Here is a 22,179-nt window from a genome sequence, read left to right on the forward strand (position 1 = left end):
GGAGCGGGCGGATGTCCCCGCATCCTGGCGCCCGCGCCCTCGGTTTCTCTGAGCGCCCGCGCAGGCTTGACAGGCGCGTTCAGCGCTCGGTGCTCGCGCCGTCAGGACCGCCGGGCGCGGAGGAGCAGCTCCCGGTGAGGGGTTGCAGCTGCGGATTCGCCGCTCACGCCTCCGGTCCCGGCGTCGCGACCAGCTGGAAGCCGCCCTCGATGCTGCCGTCGGGGCGGAGGGTGACGCGCGTGTAGACCGGGGTGTCGTCGCCGGTGGCCGTGCCGACCACGTCGAGGGCGTCGCCGGCGAAGAAGGCCTCGAGGCCGGTGCAGCCCGCCGAGAGCGAGCCGTCGGGGCGTTCGAGGGCGAGGCAGATCCGGGTGGCGTCGGGCGCCGTGAGCAGCAGCCGGTCGTTCTGGGTGGTCTCGAAGGTCGGGCTGTAGACCTCGGCGTCGCCCGAGATCAGCGAGAGGCCGGTGGGGATGTCGGTGGTGACGGCCCAGCCCTCGACGATCGCGGCGAAGCGGTCGGTCGCGCGCGGGGTCGGGGTCCCGGTCGCCGTTGCGGGCCCTCTCGAGGACGGCTGCGGGGCGGCCGCGCCGATGACGGAGGCGGTGGCCGCGCCGATCGCGAGGCCGCCGACGAGCAGCCCGGCGCCGAGGAGGACGAGGCGCGACCGGGTAGGGGGTGCGGCGGTCGAGGGTTCGCCGGTCGTCCGCGCGGGTCTCGCCGCTCGTGGGGCGGGCTGCGCCTCCGGGGCGGCGGCGGCCAGGTGTCGGCGCTGCGCTTCGGCCCGCAGTGCCTCGGCCCGCTGCGCCTCGGCCCGCTGCGCCTCGGCCCGCTGCGCCTCGGCCCGCAGTGCCTCGTCGCGGTCGTCCCCGGTCGGGCGGGCGTAGAGCGCACGCTCGAGATCCTGGCGCTCGTCGTCCTCGTCCTGCACGCCGTCAGTATGCCGGAGGGTCGCGAGGCCGGCGGGTCGATCGGCGGCTCAGGGCCCCATCGTCCCGGTGCCGGGCGTCCCGTCGACCCGCAGGTACTGCAGGCGCACGACTCCGCGCGGCGAGGTGACGGCCGGCCCGTCGAGCCGCAGGTTCGTGGGCACGGCACCGCCGCCGAAGACCGGCTTGCCGGAGCCGAGCAGGATCGGGTGCAGCCACAGGGTGAGCCGGTCGAAGAGCTGCTCCGCGAGCAGCGTCTGCACCAGGTCGAGGCTGCCGATCACGTGCACGGCGGAGTGGCGCTCGCGCACCTCGCGGACGGCGGCCGGCAGGTCGGCGCCGAGCTGCACCGATCCGGACCAAGGGAGTGGCGGGGTGCCCCGGGAGGCGACGTACTTCGGGATCCGGTCGAACAGCTCCGCGATCGGCCCCCGCTGCTGCGGCCAGTAGCCGGCGAAGATCTCGTAGGTGCGCCGGCCGAGCAGCAGCGCGTCCATGCCGGCCATCCCGTCCAGGACCTGCTCGCCGACCGTCTCGTCGACCAGCGGCGCCTGCCAGCCGCCGAACGCGAAGCCGCCGCCCGGATCCTCCTCGGGTCCGCCGGGTGCCTGCGCGACCCCGTCGAGCGTGCTGAACAGATCGATGTCGATGCTTCCCACGGTGCGCTCCTCTGCGTCGGCGGCTGCGGCCCACGGTCCCACTCGCGGAGGGGCTGGGCAAGCGTCCGTCGTCCCGACGGCGGGGACACCGGCGCGTCGGTCCCGGGTCCCCCCTTAGGGTGTCATTCCGTCGATCCGCGCCCGGATTCCCGGGGGATCCGCGTCGGACCGATGATCGCGATCTGTACTCCTGCTCAGGCCCGGGGCTACGGTTCGACTCCACTCACCTCGGGTGTCACGAGCCCACGCTGTCGTGGGCGGAACGCTGCGCAACGATGCCGCACGGAACTCCTTCCCACGTTCGACGAGACCGGGCCCGTTGGAAGGTGGGGATCGCGGCGTCGACCGGGATCCTGCTCCTGTCCGCGGGGCTCCTCTCCGCCACCGCCGCTCAGGCGGCCACGGCGCCGACCCTCGGGAGGGCCGGGAACTTCTCGGTCCTCGGCGGCTCGACCGTCACCAACACCGGCGACACGCTCCTGCCGCTCGACCTCGGCGTGAGCCCCGGGACCGCGATCACCGGCTTCCCGCCCGGCGAGGTCCTCGGCGCGACGCACGCCGCGGACGCCGACGCGATCGGCGCCCAGTCCGACCTGGTCAAGGCGTACGACCAGCTGACCTCGCAGGCCACCACCGAGTCCGTCGCCGGCGACCTCGTCGGCCGCACCTTCACTCCCGGCGTCTACACCGCCTCCGGCCCGATCGGAGTCACGGGCACCGTGACCCTCGACGCCGAGGGTGCGAACGGCGCCGTCTTCGTCTTCAAGGCCGCCTCGACCCTCATCACGGGTCCCGGGAGCCGCATCGTGCTGACCAACGGCGCGCAGGCCTGCAACGTCTTCTGGCAGGTCGGCAGCTCCGCGACCCTCGGCACCTCCTCCGACTTCGCGGGCTCGATCCTCGCGCTGACCTCGATCACCGTGACCAACGCGGTCACCGTCGACGGCCGCGCCCTCGCCCGCAACGGCGCCGTGACCCTCGACGACGACACCTTCGTCTCGTCCTCCTGCACCCCGGCTACCACCGCCCCGCCGACGACCGCGCCGACCACGGCGCCTCCGACTACCCCGCCGACCACGCCGCCGACGACGCCTCCGACTACGCCGCCCACGACCCCGCCGACCACGCCGCCGACGACGCCGCCGACCACGCCGCCCACGACTCCGCCGACCACCCCGCCGACGACCCCGCCGACGACGCCGCCGACGACCCCGCCGACGACGCCGCCCACGACCCCGCCCACCACGCCGCCGACCACGCCGCCCACGACTCCGCCGACGACTCCGCCGACGACCCCGCCCACGACTCCGCCGACGACGCCGCCGACGACTCCGCCGCCCACGACGCCTCCGACGACGCCTCCGACGACGCCTCCGACGACGCCGCCGACCACGCCGCCGCCCACGACGCCTCCGACGACGCCTCCGACGACGCCTCCGACGACCCCTCCGACGACCCCGCCGACGACTCCGCCGACGACTCCGCCGACGACGCCGCCCACGACCCCGCCGACGACTCCGCCGACGACTCCGCCGACGACGCCGCCCACGACCCCGCCGACGACTCCGCCGACCACGCCGCCGACGACGCCTCCGACCACGCCGCCCACGACTCCGCCGACGACGACGCCGCCGACGACGCCGCCGACGACTCCGCCGACGACGCCGCCGACGACGCCGCCGACGACGCCGCCCACGACGCCGCCGACTACGCCGCCGACGACCCCTCCGACGACGCCGCCGACTACGCCGCCGACCACGCCGCCCACGACGCCTCCGACGACGCCGCCGACTACGCCGCCGACCACGCCGCCGACCACGCCTCCGACTACGCCGCCGACGACCCCTCCGACGACCCCGCCCACGACGCCGCCGACCACGCCGCCGACGACCCCGCCCACGACGCCTCCCACGACGCCGCCGACGACCCCGCCGACCACGCCGCCGACGACCCCGCCCGTCGTGACGCCCACGCCGACCCCGACGCCCACGCCGACCCCGACGCCGACCCCGACGCCCACACCCACGGTCCAGCCCACGCCCCGGGCCTCCACTCCGCCGGTGATCCCGGCGAAGTTCGGGACGCCGCCGACCAGCGGACTCGCCTCGACCGGAGTCGAGACCGGTGCGGGTCTGTCGCTCGCGTTCCTCGCCCTGGGTGGCGGCGCACTGCTGCTGCTCCAGCAGCGACGAGCACGACGCCGCAACCGCAGCTGATCACCGCGACGCGGCGCTGCCGCTGAGAGGGGGAGCCGAGCCTCCCCCTCCCGGCCGGCGGGTGCCGTGGTGACAGCACCGCGGCACCCGCAGACCACAGGCTGAGAGCGCCGGATCCCCGACTAGCAGGGGGTCCGGCGCTCTCAGCCTTCTCTGCGCCGTGCGGCGCGCGCCCGGTTCAGCCGGACGGGTTCTCGACCGGGTCGCCCTCGGGGTCGGTCGCCGTCTCGGGGTCGACCTCGTCGGGCTCGACCGGCTCGGTGTCGGGGGTGCTCTTGTCCGTCATGGGATCCTCCTCGTTGCTCGTTCCGCGGTCGGTCCTGCTCCCGCGGGTGTTCGGATCGTGCGTCGGCCACGCTACGGTCCGCCCGGCCCGCCGTGACCCCCGTTGACGCGAGCGGGGAGAGCGTGAGCGGGGCCGTTCCGCGCGTGTCCCGCGCTGAGTCCGCGAGCGCGCGTGGCAGTCCGCCGCCTCCTCCGCAAGGCCTGGCCGCACTTCGGCGCGATTCGTAGGGTGAGGGCTCCCGAGTCGAGGAGCAGGCGCGCCAGATGATCCGAACCACCGTCACCATCGAGGGCAAGACCTACGGACTCTCCCAGGGGACGGACGTCGACGATCTCAAGGAGTCCGCGACCCGCGCGACCCAGGCCGGCGGCGGACTCATCGACTTCGTCGTGGTCGGCAACCGCCAGGTCAGCGTGCTGATCTCCTCCGGCGTGCCGGTGATCTTCGAAGAGGTCCAGGTCCCCGACGACGACCGCGACACCGGCGACCTGCAGGAGCCGTGGGACGACATCGACTACCTCGACTGACCCCGAACCTCCGCCCGGACGCCTCCCGAGGGAGCGCCGCCCGCGCGGTCTCAGACGCCTGAGGGGCGCCGCCGGCTGGACCCGGCGTCCCTCGGGCTCCTCCCGTGCACCCGCCGCTGCGATCCGCGTGTCAGAGGGCGGTGGGCTCGGCGTCCTCCGCGCCGGCGTCGGCGAGCTCGCCCGCGACGAGGATCGCTGCAGCGCTGCCGAGGGCCGAGCGCACCTGCTCGGCGCTGATCTCGAGGAGGTCGGCGATCACCGCGACGTCGTGCCCGCCGGTGTGGCGCAGCAGCCAGCACTGGCGCTCGAGGGCGGGCAGGCCGTGCAGGCGGCGGTGGAACGCGGAGCGGAGCAGGTCGTCCTCGCGGAGCCCGACCGGAGCGGACGCCGGAACGAGCGCGGCGCGGCGGCCGACGCTGTGACGGCCGATCTCCGTCCGTGCGATCTCGAGGGCCGACTGCTCGTCGGCGACCCGCGGTGATCCCGAGCGGAGGGTGACCGCGGCCTGGTGCAGGGCGGCGGTGGCCATCGACTCCGAGAGCGTGAGCCGGTAGGCGTAGGCGTAGAGACCGGCGGTGCGGTTCAGCGCGGGGGACTGCGCCTTCTCCGCTCTCGCGGGCTGGGCCGTCGCGGGCAGGGCGCTCGCGGGCTGGGCCTTCGAGGGCAGGGCGTTCGCGCTCACGGGTCTCTCCTCGTCTCTGCGCGGCCGAGCCGGGCTCGCGTCGAAGCCGATGCTAGGGGTGTCGAGAACGATCGTTCTACCCTTGACATACACAGACGATTATCGATACATACGCATCCTTGCCCTCCGTCACTCGCGCGCGGAGAGGATGCAGAACTCGTTCCCCTCCGGATCCGCGAGCACCACCCACGACTGCTCGCCCTGGCCGACGTCGATCCGGGTGGCGCCCAGCGCGATCAGCCGGTCGACCTCCGCGGCCTGATCGTCGGGCACGAAGTCGAGGTGCAGGCGGTTCTTCACGGTCTTCCGCTCCGGGACGTCGAGGAAGAGGAGGCTCGGGCCGCGGCCGGACGCGGGCAGCAGCTCGATCCCCTCGTCGTCCTCGTCGACGACGTCCCAGCCGAGCGCCTCCTGCCACCAGTGCCCCAGGGCGCGGAAGTCGGTGCAGTCGACGATGATCTCTTCGAAGCTCAGGCTCATGCCGCCGACGCTAATCGGCGTCCGCGGTGTCGCGGAAGGGGTCGCGGAGATCGGTGGAGAGAGCCCCGGACTCGGCGCCTGGGGAGGAGCCCGTGCCGAAGCGGCACGACGGCTGGCTCCGGAGCGCGCGGTCCGGCATCCTCGAGCGGAGCCGGACGCACGCGCCGCGCTCGCCGGAGGGAACGACATGAGCAGCGAGCACGAGCACGACACCGAGCACGGCGCCGAGCCCGGCACCGCCCGCGAGCACTGGGAGGCGCGCTACTCCGACTCCGACCGCGTCTGGTCGGGCCGGCCGAACGCGACCCTCGTCGAGCTCGTCGGCGACGTCACCCCCGGCCGCGCCCTCGACCTGGGCTGCGGCGAGGGCGGCGACGTCCTCTGGCTGGCGGCGCAGGGCTGGACCGTCACCGGCCTCGACCTCTCCGAGACCGCACTCGAGCGCGCCCGGGCCGAGGCGCTCGCCCGAGGGCTCGTGATCGACGTCCGCCAGGCGGATCTCGGCGCCGACTGGCCGGTCGAGGGCGTCTTCGACCTGGTCGCGTCGAGCTTCCTGCACTCGATGGTGGAGCTGCCGCGGATCCCCATCCTGCGCCGCGCCGCCGAGCTCGTGGCGCCCGGCGGAGTCCTCGCGGTCGTCTCGCACGCCGCCGCGCCGCCCTGGTCCGCGCACTCGCACCGGCACGAGGGCGGACCCGTCCTCGCCTCGCCCGAGGAGGAGCTCGCCGCCCTCGCCCTCGATCCGGCCGAGTGGACGCCCCGGCTCGTCGAGACCCGCGAGCGGACGGCCACCGGACCCGACGGCGAGGACACGGTCCTCCTGGACGGGGTCCTCCTCCTCGAGCGCGCGGCGCCTGCGCGCTGAGGCGCCTGAGCCGGTGCCGTCGCTCCTCCACAGGAGCTCTTTCGCGGAGTTGTCTTCGGGCTGATCGACACCGCCCCGCGGGTGTCGGCGGTCCCTGCTTCGATACCCGTATGGATGACATCAGCAGCGCGAGCAGCGCGGAGGAACCGACCGGGCCGGTCGCCGCGGTCGGCGCGGTGCTCGGCGTCGCCGCCGATCTCGGTGTCACGTCGGCGCGGTTCCTGCTCACGCGGGCCGAGGCCGTGCACCTGGCGTACCGCACGGCGCTCACCGCTCCCGAGGAGTTCGCGCGGGGCGGCGGCCTGTCCCGGAGCGAGGCCAGCAGCCTCGTCGAGCGGTCGATCCGGGCGCAGTTCGCGGTCGCGCTGCGCCTGTCGGAGCGGGCGGCGTCGAAGGTGATCGATCACGCGATCCTGCTGGTCGAGGAGCTGCCGTGCACGCGCGCCGCGGTGGCGGACGGACGCCTCCTCTGGGAGTCGAGCGAGGTGATCTGCGCGACCGCCGCGACTCTGCCCGCCGCCTCTCGCGCCGCCTTCGACGAGCGCGCCGCGGGCGTCGCGCCGGACGTGACGCCGACGCAGCTCAGGCGGATCGTCGCCCGGCTCCGCGACGAGCTGCACGAGGAGCCGTTCGCTCAGCGCCACGCCCGCGCCCGCCAGGACCGCGCCGTGTGGATCTCGCCCGAGATCGACGGGATGGCCACCCTCTGCGCGCTCCTCCCCGCACCGGACGCGATGGGCGTCGGAGATCGTCTCGACCGCATCGCCCGCTCCCTCCGGGAGGGCGGCGACGAGCGCACCCTGGCTCAGCTGAGGGCCGATGCCCTCACCGATCTGCTGCGCGACGGCGACATCGCCGGCACCACTCCCGCGAGCGACGGTCCTCGAGTGTCCGAGTCGTACGTCCCCGGGATCCGAGCCAAGGTGCGGCTCACCCTCGCCGCGTCGACCGCCGCGGGACTCGACGACGCACCAGCGGACCTCGACGGCTACGGCCTCATCCCGGCCGACCTCGCCCGCGCGCTGGTCGAGACCGGCGCCTCCTTCACCCGCGTTCTGACGGATCCGGACACCCGCGCGGTCGTCTCCGTCGGCCGCACCTGCCGGGTCCCGCCCCCGCAGATGCGCCTGCATCTGCAGCTCCGAGACCAGACCTGCCGCTTCCCGGGCTGCACCCGCTCCGCATCGAGGTCGGAGGCGGACCACACGATCGAGTGGCGCAACGGCGGCGAGACATCGCTCGAGAACCTCGTCTCGCTGTGCGTGAGCCACCACCACGTCCGCCACGGTGACCGGTGGAAATACGTCCCCCGCCCCGACGGCGGCATCGTCTGGACCACCCCGACCGGCCGCACCGTCACGATCCGCCCGCCCGCCCTGGCCGGAGCGCCGCCGGGCCCCCGCTTCGAGGACGTCCCGCCGTTCTGACGAACGCGGGTCTCGATACGCGCTGCGCGCTACTCGACCAGCATGCTCCGCCCAGCGCACACCGGGCTGGAGCGATCCATGCTGATCGAGTAGCCCTCGGAGAGGGCGTATCGAGATCCACCGCCCGGCAGAGCGCTGACTACCGTGGTCTCCGTACCCCGCACCCTCCAGGAGGCACCGTTGCCGCTCGATCCCTACCTCGCCGCCCGCCTGCCGCTGCTCGACGGAGTCGCCTACCCGCTCGACGCGGCGCAGGCGGCGAAGGTCGCCGAGTTCGAGGAGGACCCCGGCCCGTGGTCGCTCCCCGAGGGCGTCACCGTCTCCGACGCCTCGATCGACGGCCCGCACGGCCCGATCCCGATCCGGGTCTACGCGCCCGCAGAGCCCGCTACCTCCGCGCTGCTCTGGGTGCACGGCGGCGGCTTCCAGGCCGGCGACCTCGAGATGCGCGAGTCGCACGTCGTCGCCGCCGAGCTCGCCGCCCGCGCCGGCGCTCGCGTCGTCTCGGTCGGCTACCGCCTCGCGAGCGCCGACGTCCGCTTCCCCGTCCCGCTCGACGACGTGCAGGCCGCCTGGCGCCGCCTCCGCGCCGAGACCCCCGACCCGCTGCCCGTCGCCATCGGCGGCGCCAGCGCCGGCGCCGCCCTGGCGCTCGCCGCGACGCTCCGCGAGCGCGACGCCGGCACCCGCCTCCCGGACCACGTGCTGCTCGCCTACCCGTTCGCGCACTTCCCCAACCCGGCGCTCGACGACGCCGTGATCCGTGAGCTGCTGCCGCTCCCGCCGCTGCTGCGCTTCCCGACCGCCGGCATCGAGGGCATGGTCCGCACCTACGTCGGCCGGATCTCCGACCTGCCCCCGCACGCGCTCCCCGGCGCGGCGCCGCTGCACGGACTGCCGCCGACCTCGGTCCTCGTCAACGAGTTCGACGAGCTCCGCGGCTCGGCCGAGCTCCTGATGCGGCAGCTCGCGGAGGCGGGCGTCGCCGCGACCGGCTACCTCGCGCAGGGCATGCCGCACGGCCACCTCAACCGCACGCCCGCGCTGCCCGAGGTCGACCGCTCGCTCGCCTTCTTCGCAGCCCGGCTGCGCGCGCTGACGCAGGACAGGCGGTGAGGTCCCCGAACCCGCCCTCGGCGCCCCGGCCAGCACGTGGTGATGAGATGTCCTGTCTGCGCGGTCACCGGTCGTCGGTGCTGGGCTGTGAGTGATGGCCGGAGCCGTACGCTGCCCACCGCGTGACAGTGGGCCGGATTGACCGCCGGCCCGACGGTGTGTGCTCGCTCCGGTGCGCCTACCGACTCACCGCCCGACTGCGCCCCACAGGGCGCTCCGGCTCACTCCTGCAGCAGATCGACCTCCCAGTTGGTGCGCTGGATCGCCGCGTCCAGGTCGCGCAGCTCACGGGCGAGCACGTCGGCCCGGGCGCGCAGCTCGCGCACCGGCAGCGCCGGCAGCCGCCGCAGCTCGCTGCGCAGCTGTCGGTAGCCGCGGTCGCCCGCCGCCGCGTCGGTCGCGCGCACGACGATGCTGTGCTGCGACCGGAGCGCCTCGCGCCGGGCGAGCGCCGCGGTCAGCCGCACGCCGTCGGGCGTGGTCGCCGTCGTGTTCGTCAGATTGACCGCGGTCACCAGCCGCTCCAGCGCGTCCAGCGCGCGCAGGCACTCGGCCAGCAGCTCCGACGGGTCCTCCGTCGGCTCCTCGCCCTCCTGATAGGAGGCGTTCGCGACGATCCGCGACTGGAGGGCCTCGATCCGCTTCTGCAGATCGGCCCGCTCGAGGAGTGCTTCGGCAAGCTTCATGCCCCCAGGCAACCACACGCGCGGCGTCCTCGCTGCCCGTCTAGGCTGCCGATCGTGCCGCTGCAGAATCACCCGGGAGACGTCGAGTTCCCCGTGCGCTCCCGCCTGCGCTACGCGCGTGCCGCGGACGCCCACCGGCGCGCTCCCGGCGGCGGGATCGGCCGTCGCGCCCTGCTGGTCACGGCCGTCGCCGCTCCGCTCGGGATCGTCGGCTTCGTGCTCGGTCTCGCGAGCGCGGGCGGCAGCACCGGACTGCCGATCTTCACGTTCGGCATCGGCCTCGTCCTCGGGCTGGCCCTCGCGTCGATCGCCTTCCAGATCCACGACGCCGGAGCGCCCCGCCGGCAGCAGCTCGCCTACCGCGCCGAGGCGCGGACGCCCGCGCCGACCCTGCGCCAGCAGCAGCTGCTCGCCCTCGACGCCGTCAGCGACTTCTCCTTCGGCGGCTGGAACTCCTCGCTCGCCTTCCAGCCCACCTGGGCCGAGCTGCCCGCCGAGCTGCGCGCCCGCTACGCCGACGGCGCCAAGGGCTCGCCCTGGCCGGAGCTGCCGATGCCCGCGCTCACCGAGCAGCGCGGCGCGCTCGACCGCGACTTCCGCATCGCCTCCGCCGAGGACGTCGAGCTGTTCGTCGCCGACGTCCTCTCCCGTGGTCCGCTGTCGACGCGCTTCGCCGAGGTCTCCGCCTCGGAGGACGCCGAGCGGATGCGCTCCCGGATCGCGGCCCTCACCGGCGAGAGCGAGTTCCACCTCCTCGAGCGCGCGCAGCCGGTCGGCGGCCGCCCGCCCGTGCTGCTGCTCGCCGGCGACGCCGAGCGCACGATCGGAGCGATCCGCTACGCCTACGTCGCCGGCTACCTGACCGCCGACCGGGCCTGGGCGCTGCTGGAGAGCATCGGCTCCCGCGTCTTCGCGCAGTACAGCGGCTGGGACGGCTACTGGCGCGACGCCGCCGTCGCGATCGCGTTCCGCACCGACTCGCTCAGCGCCGTGCAGCAGTACCACCGGCTGCGCGGCGAGCTGCTGGCCTCGGACTGGCCGGCGGCGAGCACGCCGTACCCGGAGAGCGCATCGTGACCGAGTCGCGTCACGATCCCGAAGTCCCCGACGACCGCGACCCCGCCCAGCAGGCGCTCGAGGCGATCCAGCGGATCAGCAGCGGAGGCGATCCCGCCGCCGCGGCCTTCGCTCTGTCGAACGCGTGGACCGACCGGCAGGTCGACCGGCTCAAGGCCTTCTGGCGGCGTTCGCGCCGGGACATCGGAGGCTCCTGACATCGGAGGCTCATAGGCGACGCAAAGGCTCCCGCCTGCCGCGCCGGTCACTCTGGGGTTCCCCGAGCCCCCGAGTGACAAGGATCCCCCGATGTCCCGCATCCCCGAGCCCGACCGCACCCCCGACGGCCTCCGCTACGAGGGCCGCGCCCTCGTCCGCCCCGACGACGAGGTCGTCGACCAGGGCCTCTCCTTCGACGTCGGCACCCTGCTGAGCCGCCGGATGCTCGATCGGCGCCGCGTGCTCGGCCTGATCGGGGTCGGCGCCGCCACCACGGCGCTGGCCGCGTGCTCGGCCGTCGCGGGCAGCGCCTCCGGAACCGCGACGAGCAGCGCGAGCAGCAGCGCCGCCGCGACCACCGGCGAGATCCCCGACGAGACCGCCGGTCCCTATCCCGGCGACGGCTCGAACGGCCCCGACGTGCTGAGCGACTCCGGCATCGTCCGCAGCGACATCCGCTCGAGCATCGACGGCGGCGCCACCGCGGCCGGCCTGCCGCTCGCCTTCACCCTGACGATCCTCGACACCGCGAACGGCGGCGTCCCGTTCGAGAACGCCGCCGTCTACGTCTGGCACTGCGACGCGTCCGGCGGCTACTCGATGTACTCCGACGGCATCACCGAGGAGACCTATCTCCGCGGCGTGCAGGTCGCCGACGCGAACGGCGAGGTCACTTACACCTCGATCTTCCCGGCCTGCTACTCCGGCCGCTGGCCGCACATCCACTTCGAGGTCTACCCCGACGTCGACTCGATCAGCGACTCCGGCAACGCGATCGCGACCTCGCAGCTGGCCGTCCCCGAGGACGCCTGCACCGCGGTCTACGCGCTCAGCGGATACGAGGGCTCGAGCGAGAACCTCGCCCAGGTGAGCCTCGACGACGACAACGTCTTCGGCGACGACGGCGGCGAGCTGCAGCTGCCGACCGCGACCGGCGACGCCACCTCCGGCTACCGTTTCGCCCTCACGGTCCGCGTCGACACGACGACGGAGCCGACCGGCGGGTCGGTGCCCTCGGGCGGCGGCGGCGGCGGCGCGGGCGGGGGACGTCCGCCCTCGGCCTGACGGCGCTCGGCGTGCCAGGCTTGCCGCATGGCTGTCGAGGTGGGTGCGGATCTCGAGGTGTCCGCGCGCCTGACGATCCCCGCGTCCGAGCTGCAGTGGCGGTTCTCCCGCTCCTCCGGCCCGGGCGGGCAGCACGTCAACACCTCCGACAGCCGCGTGCAGCTCACCTGGAGCGTCGCGGAGTCCGCCGCGCTCACGGACGACCAGCGGGAGCGCCTCCTCCAGCGGCTCGCCCAGCGCCTGGTCTCCGGAGCGATCACCGTCACGGTCTCGCAGGAGCGCTCGCAGCTGCGCAACCGCGAGGTCGCCCTCACGACCCTCCGTGACCTCGTCGGCGCGGCCCTCGCCCCGCCCGCCGCCCCGCGCCGGCCGACCCGCCCCACCCGCGGCTCCGGCCGCCGCCACCTCGCGAGCAAGCAGCAGCGCTCCGCCACGAAGCAGCAGCGCCGCCGCCCGACGGAGGACTGAGCACGCAGCACCGGCGCTAGAGCCGGTCGCTCCGCCACTCCGCCGCGAGCTCCTCGCCGCGGGCGAAGGCCTGCTCCTCGCGCTCGCGCAGCTCGACGCGGCGGATCTTGCCCGAGATGGTCTTGGGCAGCTCGTGGAACTCGATCCGGCGCACCCGCTCGAAGGAGGAGAGCAGCTCGTCGGTGTGGCGGAAGATCGCCGCGGCGGTCTCGGCGGTCGGCTCCCAGCCGTCCGCCAGCGCGACGTAGGCCTTGACCACGCTGTGCCGGGTCGGGTCGGGCGCCGGGACGACCGCGGACTCGGCGACGGCCGGGTGCTGCAGCAGCACGCTCTCGACCTCGAAGGGCGAGATCTTGAAGTCGGAGGACTTGAAGATGTCGTCGGTGCGACCGAGGAAGGTGATGGTGCCGTCGACGGCGCGGACGGCGACGTCCCCGGTGTGGAAGTAGCCGTCGGCCCGCGCGCGCGAGGTGCGCTCGTCGTCGCCGTGGTAGCCGGACATCAGGTTGACCGGCTCGGTGGACAGGTCGAGGCAGATCTCGCCGGTGGAGGAGGACTCGCCGGTCACCGGGTCGATCAGCGCGATCGCGACACCCGGCAGCGGCCGGCCCATCGCTCCGGAGACGACCTCGGCGCCGGGCGGGTTGGCGATGATCGCCGTGGTCTCGGTCTGGCCGTAGCCGTCGCGGATGGTGAGGCCCCAGTCGCGCTCGACCTTCGCGATCACCTCGGGGTTCAGCGGCTCGCCGGCCGAGAGGATCTCGCTGAGCGCGCGCGGCCGGGCACCGAGGTCGGACTGGATCAGCATCCGCCAGACCGTCGGCGGCGCGCAGAAAGTGGTGACGCCCGCGCGGTCCAGCTGCTCGCGCAGCGCGACCGGCGAGAACCGGGAGTAGTTGTAGACGAAGACCGTCGCCTCGGCGTTCCACGGCGCGAAGAAGCAGCTCCAGGCGTGCTTGCCCCAACCCGGCGAGCTGATCGCGGAGTGCACGTCGCCCGGCTGCACGCCGAGCCAGTACATCGTGCTGAGGTGCCCGACCGGGTAGGACTCGTGGGTGTGCACGACCATCTTCGGCTTCGAGGTGGTCCCCGAGGTGAAGTAGATCAGGCAGGCGTCGGTGCTGTCGACGACGACCCTCGGCGCGATGCCGGGGGCCTCGATCGAGTCGGCGTAGTCGAGCCAGCCGTCCGGCACGCCCGCCGCGCCGCCCACCGCGATCAGCCCGACGTCCTCCGTGAGGCCCTCGAACTTCGCGGTCTCGGTCGCGTCCGCGATCACGTGCGCGACCTCGCCGCGCTCGAGCCGGTCGGCGAGGTCCGCGGGGGAGAGGAGCGTCGTGGTGGGCAGGATGACCGCGCCGAGCTTCATGATCGCGAGCATCGACTCCCACAGCTCGAGCCGGTTGCCGAGCATGAGCATCACGTGGTCGCCCTGCTCGACGCCGACGGAGTGCAGCCAGGCGGCGACCTCGTCGGAGCGCCAGCGCATCTCGTCGAAGGAGACCTTCGTCTCCGAGCCGTCCTCCTCGACGATCCGGAGGGCGGTCTTCTCGTTGCCGATGGCGATCTCGTCGAACCAGTCGACGGCCCAGTTGAAGTGCGGGCCGACGTCCGGCCAGCGGAAGGCGTCCGTGGCGGCCGCCGCGTCGGTGCGGTGCTCGAGCAGGGTGTCGCGCGCGGCGCGGAGGCGCCCGGTGGGGTTCATCCGACCATCCTCTCGCGCCGCGACGGCTTCGAGGTGAGGGCTCAGTACTTGATCGACTGCCCGCCGTCGATCGGCAGCACGACCGCGTTGATGTAGGAGGCGTCGTCCGAGAGCAGGAAGGCGACGACCGAGGCGATCTCGGCGGCCTCGCCGTAGCGCTTGGTCGGGTTCACCTGGATGAACTCCTCGGCGGCCTTGCGCGGGTTCTCGGCGTCGAGCTGCTTCATCGAGTTCTCGACCATCGGCGTCCAGATGGCGCCCGGGGCGATCGCGTTGATGCGGATGCCGTACTGCCCGTACTCGATGCCGGAGTTGCGCGTGAGGCCGACGACGCCGTGCTTCGCGGCCGCGTAGCCGGACTGGTTGCCGATGCCGGTGATGCCGCCGACGCTCGCGGTGTTGACGACCATGCCCGAGCCCTGCTCGCGCATCACCTTGAGTACCTTCTCGAGGCCGAGGAACACGCCGCGGAGGTTGATCGCGACGACCTTGTCGAACTCGTCGGCGGTGAAGTCCTCGGTGCGGTTCTGGCGGCCCTCGATGCCGGCGTTGTTGAAGAAGCCGTCGATGCGGCCGAAGCGGGCGAGGGTCTGCGCGACGTAGTCGTCGACGTCGGACGCCTTCGACACGTCCGCGATCACGGTGAGCGATTCGGTGCCCTCGGGGAGCGCCTCGACGGTCGCGGCGAGTCCCTGCTCGGAGACGTCGACGAGGGCGAGCTTCGCGCCCTCCGCGGCGAGGCGGACAGCGGTGGCGCGGCCGAGGCCGGAGCCGCCGCCGGTGATGAGGACGACGCGATCGGTGAAGCGGGTGCTGCTGATATCCATAGGTGCACTATATACCGAGTGGTATTCGGGAATCTGGGCGCGGGCTCCGTGGATCCGATGCCCGGAACCGCCGCGTCCGGTGCTCCGCGTCCCTGGCAACCGCCGCAGAGACCGTCCCGCTCGGCGGCCGCCTCGGGTAGACCGGAGGGACCGGCACGACCGCCGACACGAGCAGGGGGAGCCGTGAAGAGCAGGAGAAGAACGATGACGACGGGGGCCGCGCTGGCCCTCACCGGGCTGGCGCTGGCCGCCTGCACCGCCCCGGCGGAGAGCGGAGCGGAGGCGACGCCGACCGTCTCGGAGGCGCCCGCGGCCTCCTCGGCCTCGGCCTCGCCGGGCGACCGCCCGATCGGACCCGTCCGGCTGCCCGAGGGGGCGACCGCCGCCGTCGAGTGGGTCGACGAGACCGGCGCGGTCGAGCCGCAGACCGTGCGCCTCACCGGCGAGCCGCTGCACGTGACCGTCTCGGTCGTCTGCGACACCGCCGACGCCGAGGTGACCGTCGAGGTCGAGGGCCTGATGACCACCGGCTCGTCCTGCGTCTACGACCCGGGCACCACCCGGACGACGAGCAACGGCGGCGGCAACACCGGCTCGATGGAGATCGCCGTCGACCAGGACGCGCGCATCACCGTGACGACCGACCCCGCCGACGCCCACTGGTCCGGCGCGGTCTCGACCGGCCCGCGCACCGTGCCGCTGGGCTGACGCGCAGTCCGGCTCGGCTCTAGCCCAGCGGCACGCCCAGCGCGGCCATGAACGGCACGGCGTCGACCGCCTCGCCGTCGACGCGGGTCTCGAAGTGCAGGTGGCAGCCGGTGGAGGCGCCGGTCGAGCCGCGGGTCGCGATGACCTCGCCCGCGACGACGGTGTCCCCGACGTCGACGAGCAGGTCGGTGTTGTGCGCGTAGCCGGTCTCGATGCCGCCGCCGTTGTCGAGCAGGATCCAGTTGCCGTAGCTGCCGGAGTAGGCCGCCTCCTCGACGGTGCCGCTCGCCGCCGCGAGGACCGGGGTCCCGCAGGCGCCGGCGAGGTCGGTGCCCTTGTGGAAGAGGTTCACGCCGGCGACCGGCTGGTCGGGGCGGGGGCCGTAGCTGCTGCTGATGTGGCCGGCGATCGGGAGCACCCAGGTGCCGGAGACCCCGGCGGCCGCGGCGGTCGACTCGCCCGCGCCGGCGGTGATCGCGTCGAGCGAGGCGGTGGGCACGAGGACCTCGGGCTTGGCCTCGGCGGCGAAGGCGTCGCGGGTCACGCTCTGCTGCACGACGCCCGCGGCGACGAAGCTCTGCGGGCGGGCTGCGGCGACGGCGTTCGCGGTGTCGGTCGCGACGGCGGACTCCGGGGTGTCGCCGACGGCGAAGGCAGGCATCGTCGAGGTGACGGCCAGGCCGACCACGAAGGTCATCGCGGCGAAGGCAGACACGCGGCGCGTCGAGGGGCGGCGGACGGCGGTGCTCCGGGCCGTGCTGCGCGCGGCGGCGGTGCGGGCGGCGGCGGTGCGGGCGACGCTGCGCGCGGCGACCTGCTCGGCCTCGCGCTGCTCGCGCAGCTGCCGGCGGGTCGGGAGGGCCTGCGCGGTCGCGGCGGAGACGGGGGCCGGGGCGTGGTCGGAGTGGTGCATGCAGTCGTGGTTTTCCGGGTCGTTCGCCGCGGGGGAACGGGGGCGCGGCAGGGCGGGTCGGGGCGGCGGAGCGCTCGGCAGCGCTTAGCAGGTGGTGCTCAGGGGGGTGTCAGCCGGGGCTCAGGGGACCGCGCGGCGACCCTCCAGAGTACCTGCGCAGCTCCGGAACGCCACTGGGAGAATGCCGAGCGGTGCACGGTATCGATGCCTCGAGCTCAGGCGAGCGCCTCCGCGCAGTGGCGGAGCAGGGCGTGCAGCTCGCGGATCCGCGCCCCGTCCAGCCCCGTCAGCATGCGCTCCTCGACCGCCCGGACGGCCGCGCTCGCCTCGCCGAGGAGCTCCTCGCCGGACGCCGTGAGCCGGATCGGCAGCGCCCGGCCGCTCGGCGCCGTCTCGGCCCGGATCAGGTGACCGTCGCGCTCGAGCGACTGCAGCAGCACGTGCATCGACTGCCGGGTCACGAACGCGCCCCGCGCCAGCTCGGAGCTGGACAGCCCCGGCCGGTGCGCCAGCAGCTCCAGGCAGGAGTAGGCCGTGACCGTGATCCCGAGCGGCCGCAGCGCCGCCTCCATCGCGACGCGCAGGGCGCTCGACGCCTCCTTCAGCACGTAGCCGACGGAGGTGTCCAACTCGATCCGTGCCGTGTTCTCGCCCTGTTGACTCATGTCAGTAGTCTGACATACGCTCCATGTAAGGAAACTGACACCGACCCCGACGAAAGGCGCTCCCATGGCGATCACCGGCCCCGACTTCCTCTCCCTCCAGGTCCGCGACCTCGAGCGCTCCGGCGAGTTCTACGAGACCCGCCTCGGCATCTCCCGCCGCCCCGGCCCGCCGCACGCCGTCGTCTTCGACACCGCGCCGATCCCCTTCGCGATCCGCGACGTGACGCCGAGCACCGAGCTCCCCGCCGAGCCCGGCCGCGGCGTCGCCCTCTGGCTGCACGCCACCGAGGTCGCCGCCCTGCACGACTCCCTCGCCGCCGCCGGCGTCCCGATCGCGTCGGCCCCCGCCGAGGGCCCCTTCGGCCTGACCTTCACCTTCGCCGACCCGGACGGCTACCTGATCACCCTCCACGACCGCGCCTGACGCACCTGCGACTGCGAGACGCTAGGCGTCCGCGCCCGCCGGCTGCCAGAGCTGGAGGCGGTTGCCCTCGGGGTCGTGCAGGTCGGCGAAGCGGCCGTTCGGGTAGGTCTCGGGGTCGATCTCGACGGTGATGCCCGCGGCGCGGAGCTGGGCGACGAGCGCGTCGAGCGAGTGCACGCGGAGGTTCAGGGTCCAGCCGGCGGGGCCGAGCGGCTCGGAGCCGGCCGGCATCGGGGCGAGGACGGTGCTGCCGGCGTCCTGGCGCCACGACGGGGCGCCGTACTCCATCGGCACCTCGTCGATGCCGAGGTGCTCGGCGTACCAGTGCGCCAGCGCCTCCGGGTCGCGCGCGGCGAAGAAGAAGCCGCCGATGCCCGTGACCCTCTCGCGCGACACGATCAGTACCGGCCGCTCGTGAAGACCAGCAGGGCGATCAGGCCGGCGACGGTCGCGGCGACGCCGGAGCCGAGGCGCCACCACATCCAGCGGTCGCGCTTGGGGCCGCGCATCGGGCGGCGCAGCCCGTGCCTGCCGGAGTAGCCGCCGTGGTTGGGAGTGAAGACCATGACTCCAGCCTGCCTCACCAGGCTCGCCGGGTCACGGCCTCACGCGCTCCACTCGCTGTCGTCCCGCCAGGGCGCGAGGTCGACCTCGTTGCCCTCCGGGTCCGCGAGAGTCCACCACTCCGGGGCGTTCGAGTCGTCGACGAGGCGGCCGCCGGCGGCGAGGGCCGCGGCGAGGCGGGTGTCGACGGCATCGCGCGGCAGGTAGAGGTCGAGGTGGATCGTGTTGCGCTCGGGGCGCGGCTCCTCGATGCTCTGGATCCAGACGTTCGGGCCGAGGGCGCGCGGATCGGCGAGGTCGGCGTCCTCGACGGGGGAGTAGCCGAGCACGGCCCGCCAGAAGGCGCGGACCGCGGCGACGTCGACGGCGTCGATCGCGATCTGCAGGCTCTGCACCGCGGCCGGCTCGGCGGGGAGGCCGAGCGCGCGGGCGGTGGCCGAGATCTCGCGGGCGAGGGCCAGGTCGCGCTCGCTGATGTCGCCGACGTCGTGGCTGATCAGGCGCACGCCGACGCCGCCGTAGCGCAGATCGACGTCGGGGTGGTGGCCGGCCTGCTCGGCGAGGACGGCGATCGCGGCGACCAGGGCGGCGCCCGCGGCGAAGGAGCCGGCCCCGCGGTCGCCGGTGCGGAAGTAGGCGCGGGCGCCGTCGCCGACGACCCGCCAGTCGGCGGTGCCGGGGGCGGCGCGGAAGTCGCGCGGGGAGATCGCATCGGTCATGCGGCAGTTGTACTCCCCGGCCGGCCGTTCTGCCCAGGCCCCGTGCGGTGCCCGCTCGCTACGGTGGACCCACGACCGATCGGGTCGACGAGTGTGAGGAGCCGGCATGGCGCAGAAGAAGAAGTCCGATTCGAAGAAGTCGTCGCAGAAGACCGACGACAAGGCCGCGCAGAAGCGCGCGAAGAAGGCTCTGGCCAAGGCGGAGAAGTCGGTCCGCGCGGCCCACGACGCCGTCCGCGACTCCAGCAAGAAGCTGCGCAAGAAGGCCCGCAAGCTCGCCGAGCAGACCGACAAGCTGAAGCGCCAGCAGGAGAAGGCCGCGAAGAAGGCCGCCCAGGCCGATAAGCGGAGCGCGCCCTCCGCGCCCAAGCACGTGGTCGAGCGCGAGCACGTCGCCGTCGGCGCGGCCGACCCGTCGGTCACGCCCGACTTCACGCCGCCGCTGCCGAGCGCGGCGCACGACGAGCAGGACCAGGAGCAGGCTCCGGAGGGGCAGGCCCAGGAGCAGCAGGCCGAGGAGCAGCCCGAGCCCGACGCCGACCCCGAGCACGTGCCGGACCTCACGCCCCCGCTGCCGCACTCCTCGCACTGAGCGAGCCCCGCGGGACGCCCCTACCCTGAGAAACTGCACAGGGTAGCCCGGCGCGCCGCTCGGAGAGGTGAACAGCCGGTGAACGCCCCGGCGAACCCTTCCGAGCGGCCTGCGCGGGCGGGAGGATCTCCTCCGTGGATCCCTTCATCCTTCTCGCGCTCGTCATCGTCACCGCTCTGGCGTTCGATTTCACCAACGGCTTCCACGACACGGCGAACGCGATGGCCACGTCCATCGCGACCGGCGCGTTGAAGCCGAAGGTGGCCGTCACGCTCTCCGCCGTCCTCAATCTGGTCGGCGCGTTCCTCAGCATCGAGGTGGCGCTGACCGTCACCAACGCGGTCGTCAAGATCCAGGACTCCACCGGCGCGCCCGACCCGGCGCTGCTCGAGGGCGGCGGCTCGGCGCTCCTGCTGATCGTGCTCGCCGGCCTCATCGGCGGCATCGTCTGGAACCTCCTCACCTGGCTGCTCGGTCTGCCCTCCAGCTCGTCGCACGCCCTCTTCGGCGGCCTGATCGGCTCGGCGCTCGCCGGCCTCGGCCTCAACGGCGTCAACTGGGCCGGCGACGGCTCGAAGCTCGACGGCGTCGTCGGCAAGGTGATCCTGCCCGCGCTGATGTCGCCGGTGCTCGCCGGCGCGGTCGCCGCGATCGGCACCTGGCTCGTCTTCCGCGTGATCGGCAACCTCGCCGATCGCCGCATCCACCGCGGCTTCCGGATCGGCCAGATCGGCAGCGCCTCGCTCGTCTCGCTCGCGCACGGCACCAACGACGCGCAGAAGACCATGGGCGTCATCACGCTGGCGCTCATCGCGGCCGGCGGCTGGAGCGACACCGAGTCCGTCCCGTTCTGGGTCAAGCTCAGCTGCGCGCTCGCCATCTCGCTCGGCACCTACATCGGCGGCTGGCGGATCATCCGCACCGTCGGCAAGGGCCTCGTCGAGATCGACACCCCGCAGGGCATGGCCGCCGAGAGCGCCTCCGCCGCGGTCATCCTCGCCTCCAGCCACCTCGGCTTCGCCCTCTCGACCACGCACGTCGCGACCGGCTCCATCCTCGGCTCCGGCGTCGGCCGCCCCGGCGCGCAGGTCCGCTGGCGCGTCGCGCTGCGGATGGTGATCGCCTGGGTGATCACGCTCCCCGCCGCCGCGCTGATGGGCGCCGTGATGTGGTGGATCGGCCACCTGGTCGGCGGGGCCGGGGGCGGCATCCTGATGACCGCCGTCCTCGTCGCCGTCGCGATCTTCATCTACGTCCGCTCGCGCCGCGACAGCATCGGTGCGCACAACGTCAACGACGAGTGGTCGGACGCGGGCACCGCAGCGAAGCAGACCGCCGGCGTCTAGCCCGGATCCCTCCGCACCGACTCGAAAGGACCGACCCGTGCTCTCCCTCTTCTTCAGTGCCGCCGGCCAGGTGGCGCTCATCGCCGTGCTCCTCGGCGCGGGCCTGCCCGTGCTCTTCGCCGTCGGCGTCCGCTCGTTCGCCCTCGCCGGCGGTGACGGAGCCAGTGGAACCGCGGCCTCGACCGCGCAGGCTCCCGGCCTCCCCGCGCCGCTGCTCCGCGCGCTCGGCGTGCTCTGCTTCGTGATCGTGGTCGCCGCCGTGGCGGTGGGCCTGAGCATCATCATCGCGACCGGCCTCGGCCAGGCCGTGAGCTTCGAGCACGTCTTCCCGACGTTCGTCCCCAAGGGCTGACCATGGCGGCGACCGACCCGGCGGCGCCCGACGCGGCGGCTCCCGCTCCCGCGGACGGCGTCGTCGCCCGGGTGGTCAGCTGGCTCCGCGCGGGCTACCCCTCCGGAGTGCCGGAGACCGACTACGTTCCGCTGCTCGGCCTCCTCCAGCGCAGCCTGACCCGCGACGAGCTGGAGCAGGTCGTCCGCCAGCTGCTGTCCGACGCGGTGCGCGCCGACGCGGCCGGCGAGGAGTTCTCCGCCGCGAGGATGCGCCAGCGCATCGAGGAGACGCTCCTCGGCCCCGCGCTGCCCGAGGACCTCGTCCGGGTCTCGGCACGGCTCGCGAGCGCGGGCTGGCCGCTCGCCCGGCCGGAGGAGCTCGCCGAGCCGGAGCGCCCGGCCTCGGAGCGCGCCGGACTCGTCACCCGCGTCGTCCGCTGGCTGCGCGCCGGCTACCCCGCGGGGCTGCCCGAGCAGGACTTCGTGCCGCTGATCGCGCTGCTGCGCCGCCGGCTCTCCGACGAGGAGGTCGCCGAGGTCGCGACGCGCCTGGCCGCCGAGGGCGGGCTGCCGGCCAGCCGCGTCGACGTCGGCACGGCGATCGCCGCGGTCACCTCGGAGCTGCCGTCGGACGCCGACATCGAGCGGGTCCGGCTCTCGCTGGCCGAGCACGACCGGCCGGAGGAGTTCGCGAGCTGAGCG

Annotated in this window: 27 protein-coding genes; 15 read left to right on the forward strand and 12 right to left on the reverse strand. The window is 74.1% G+C overall.

The features are described 5' to 3' along the window. Positions 1-163 precede the first annotated feature (163 nt). Entirely contained in the window at positions 164-931 is a 768-nt protein-coding gene (locus tag C1I64_RS17480; protein WP_127888096.1) for a hypothetical protein, read from the reverse strand. 48 nt (positions 932-979) lie between these two features. After that, positions 980-1,588, reverse strand: a complete 609-nt coding sequence (locus C1I64_RS17485) for a dihydrofolate reductase family protein (RefSeq protein ID WP_127888097.1) — start codon at positions 1,586-1,588, stop codon at positions 980-982. Positions 1,589-1,914: 326 nt separating this feature from the next. On the opposite strand from C1I64_RS17485, the gene C1I64_RS17490 reads away from it, so the two are divergent. Continuing rightward, positions 1,915-3,804 (forward strand): ice-binding family protein, encoded by a 1,890-nt coding sequence (locus C1I64_RS17490; RefSeq protein WP_244209520.1) that lies wholly within the window; start codon positions 1,915-1,917, stop codon positions 3,802-3,804. A 549-nt stretch (positions 3,805-4,353) separates the two neighbouring features. Next, a complete protein-coding gene (locus tag C1I64_RS17495; RefSeq protein ID WP_123447479.1) occupies positions 4,354-4,617 on the forward strand; it encodes a hypothetical protein in 264 nt (87 codons plus the stop codon). Positions 4,618-4,747: 130 nt separating this feature from the next. Here C1I64_RS17495 and C1I64_RS17500 read toward each other — a convergent pair whose 3' ends face one another. Continuing rightward, positions 4,748-5,299, reverse strand: a complete 552-nt coding sequence (locus tag C1I64_RS17500) for an RNA polymerase sigma factor (RefSeq protein ID WP_127888099.1) — start codon at positions 5,297-5,299, stop codon at positions 4,748-4,750. Between the two features lie 129 nt (positions 5,300-5,428). After that, entirely contained in the window at positions 5,429-5,779 is a 351-nt protein-coding gene (locus C1I64_RS17505) for a VOC family protein (RefSeq protein ID WP_127888100.1), read from the reverse strand. A gap of 187 nt (positions 5,780-5,966) precedes the next feature. On the opposite strand from C1I64_RS17505, the gene C1I64_RS17510 reads away from it, so the two are divergent. From C1I64_RS17510 to C1I64_RS17520, 3 genes are all read left to right on the forward strand, one after another. After that, positions 5,967-6,644, forward strand: coding sequence for an SAM-dependent methyltransferase (locus C1I64_RS17510; protein ID WP_127888101.1), 678 nt, complete (start codon positions 5,967-5,969; stop codon positions 6,642-6,644). 110 nt (positions 6,645-6,754) lie between these two features. Then, the gene (locus C1I64_RS17515) at positions 6,755-8,071 is read left to right on the forward strand and encodes an HNH endonuclease signature motif containing protein (RefSeq protein ID WP_127888102.1); all 1,317 of its coding nucleotides are present in this window, start codon (positions 6,755-6,757) and stop codon (positions 8,069-8,071) included. 180 nt (positions 8,072-8,251) lie between these two features. Beyond that, positions 8,252-9,187, forward strand: a complete 936-nt coding sequence (locus C1I64_RS17520; protein WP_127888103.1) for an alpha/beta hydrolase — start codon at positions 8,252-8,254, stop codon at positions 9,185-9,187. A gap of 221 nt (positions 9,188-9,408) precedes the next feature. Here the strand turns inward: C1I64_RS17520 and C1I64_RS17525 are convergent, their stop codons facing one another. Then, positions 9,409-9,873, reverse strand: coding sequence for a DIP1984 family protein (locus C1I64_RS17525; protein ID WP_127888104.1), 465 nt, complete (start codon positions 9,871-9,873; stop codon positions 9,409-9,411). Between the two features lie 54 nt (positions 9,874-9,927). Here C1I64_RS17525 and C1I64_RS17530 point away from each other — a divergent pair, with 54 nt between their 5' ends. The 4 genes from C1I64_RS17530 (at position 9,928) to arfB (ending at position 12,681) form a co-directional block, all read left to right on the forward strand. Beyond that, complete coding sequence (locus C1I64_RS17530; protein ID WP_127888105.1) at positions 9,928-10,950, forward strand: DUF1266 domain-containing protein; 1,023 nt, start codon at positions 9,928-9,930, stop codon at positions 10,948-10,950. Beyond that, positions 10,947-11,147, forward strand: a complete 201-nt coding sequence (locus tag C1I64_RS17535; RefSeq protein WP_127888106.1) for a hypothetical protein — start codon at positions 10,947-10,949, stop codon at positions 11,145-11,147. Before C1I64_RS17530 ends, C1I64_RS17535 begins: the two co-directional genes overlap by 4 nt. 91 nt (positions 11,148-11,238) lie before the next feature. After that, a complete protein-coding gene (locus C1I64_RS17540; RefSeq protein ID WP_127888107.1) occupies positions 11,239-12,213 on the forward strand; it encodes an intradiol ring-cleavage dioxygenase in 975 nt (324 codons plus the stop codon). Positions 12,214-12,240: 27 nt separating this feature from the next. Continuing rightward, complete coding sequence (arfB, locus tag C1I64_RS17545; protein WP_127888108.1) at positions 12,241-12,681, forward strand: alternative ribosome rescue aminoacyl-tRNA hydrolase ArfB; 441 nt, start codon at positions 12,241-12,243, stop codon at positions 12,679-12,681. A gap of 16 nt (positions 12,682-12,697) precedes the next feature. On the opposite strand, the gene C1I64_RS17550 is transcribed toward arfB, so the two are convergent. Next, positions 12,698-14,386, reverse strand: coding sequence for an AMP-binding protein (locus tag C1I64_RS17550; RefSeq protein ID WP_127888109.1), 1,689 nt, complete (start codon positions 14,384-14,386; stop codon positions 12,698-12,700). A 41-nt stretch (positions 14,387-14,427) separates the two neighbouring features. After that, positions 14,428-15,213 carry a glucose 1-dehydrogenase gene (locus tag C1I64_RS17555; RefSeq protein ID WP_123734567.1) on the reverse strand — a complete coding sequence of 262 codons (786 nt, stop codon included), beginning with the start codon at positions 15,211-15,213 and terminating at the stop codon, positions 14,428-14,430. Positions 15,214-15,417: 204 nt separating this feature from the next. On the opposite strand from C1I64_RS17555, the gene C1I64_RS17560 reads away from it, so the two are divergent. Next, complete coding sequence (locus C1I64_RS17560) at positions 15,418-15,921, forward strand: hypothetical protein (protein ID WP_127888110.1); 504 nt, start codon at positions 15,418-15,420, stop codon at positions 15,919-15,921. Positions 15,922-15,940: 19 nt separating this feature from the next. Here the strand turns inward: C1I64_RS17560 and C1I64_RS17565 are convergent, their stop codons facing one another. Beyond that, the gene (locus C1I64_RS17565) at positions 15,941-16,834 is read right to left on the reverse strand and encodes a M23 family metallopeptidase (protein ID WP_123447495.1); all 894 of its coding nucleotides are present in this window, start codon (positions 16,832-16,834) and stop codon (positions 15,941-15,943) included. 215 nt (positions 16,835-17,049) lie between these two features. Further along, positions 17,050-17,499, reverse strand: coding sequence for a MarR family winged helix-turn-helix transcriptional regulator (locus tag C1I64_RS17570; RefSeq protein ID WP_127888111.1), 450 nt, complete (start codon positions 17,497-17,499; stop codon positions 17,050-17,052). 64 nt (positions 17,500-17,563) lie between these two features. On the opposite strand from C1I64_RS17570, the gene C1I64_RS17575 reads away from it, so the two are divergent. Continuing rightward, the gene (locus C1I64_RS17575; RefSeq protein ID WP_127888112.1) at positions 17,564-17,923 is read left to right on the forward strand and encodes a VOC family protein; all 360 of its coding nucleotides are present in this window, start codon (positions 17,564-17,566) and stop codon (positions 17,921-17,923) included. A 21-nt stretch (positions 17,924-17,944) separates the two neighbouring features. On the opposite strand, the gene C1I64_RS17580 is transcribed toward C1I64_RS17575, so the two are convergent. Genes C1I64_RS17580 through C1I64_RS17585 form a run of 3 tightly spaced genes read right to left on the reverse strand, consistent with a single transcriptional unit; the run spans position 17,945 to position 19,206 of the window. After that, a complete protein-coding gene (locus C1I64_RS17580; protein WP_127888113.1) occupies positions 17,945-18,319 on the reverse strand; it encodes a VOC family protein in 375 nt (124 codons plus the stop codon). A gap of 2 nt (positions 18,320-18,321) precedes the next feature. Continuing rightward, on the reverse strand, positions 18,322-18,489 hold the full coding sequence (locus C1I64_RS20230; protein WP_164874583.1) for a hypothetical protein: 168 nt from the start codon (positions 18,487-18,489) through the stop codon (positions 18,322-18,324). A 39-nt stretch (positions 18,490-18,528) separates the two neighbouring features. Then, positions 18,529-19,206 carry a VOC family protein gene (locus C1I64_RS17585; RefSeq protein WP_127888114.1) on the reverse strand — a complete coding sequence of 226 codons (678 nt, stop codon included), beginning with the start codon at positions 19,204-19,206 and terminating at the stop codon, positions 18,529-18,531. A gap of 106 nt (positions 19,207-19,312) precedes the next feature. On the opposite strand from C1I64_RS17585, the gene C1I64_RS20415 reads away from it, so the two are divergent. From C1I64_RS20415 to C1I64_RS17605, 4 genes are all read left to right on the forward strand, one after another. After that, positions 19,313-19,798, forward strand: coding sequence for a hypothetical protein (locus C1I64_RS20415; protein ID WP_208645159.1), 486 nt, complete (start codon positions 19,313-19,315; stop codon positions 19,796-19,798). A 134-nt stretch (positions 19,799-19,932) separates the two neighbouring features. Further along, entirely contained in the window at positions 19,933-21,144 is a 1,212-nt protein-coding gene (locus C1I64_RS17595) for an inorganic phosphate transporter (protein WP_127888115.1), read from the forward strand. A 37-nt stretch (positions 21,145-21,181) separates the two neighbouring features. Next, the gene (locus C1I64_RS17600; RefSeq protein WP_123447502.1) at positions 21,182-21,496 is read left to right on the forward strand and encodes a hypothetical protein; all 315 of its coding nucleotides are present in this window, start codon (positions 21,182-21,184) and stop codon (positions 21,494-21,496) included. A gap of 2 nt (positions 21,497-21,498) precedes the next feature. After that, a complete protein-coding gene (locus tag C1I64_RS17605; protein WP_127888116.1) occupies positions 21,499-22,176 on the forward strand; it encodes a DUF3349 domain-containing protein in 678 nt (225 codons plus the stop codon). Positions 22,177-22,179: the final 3 nt, after the last annotated feature.

The organism is Rathayibacter festucae DSM 15932 (genome assembly GCF_004011135.1).
Taxonomy (GTDB): Bacteria; Actinomycetota; Actinomycetes; order Actinomycetales; family Microbacteriaceae; genus Rathayibacter; species Rathayibacter festucae.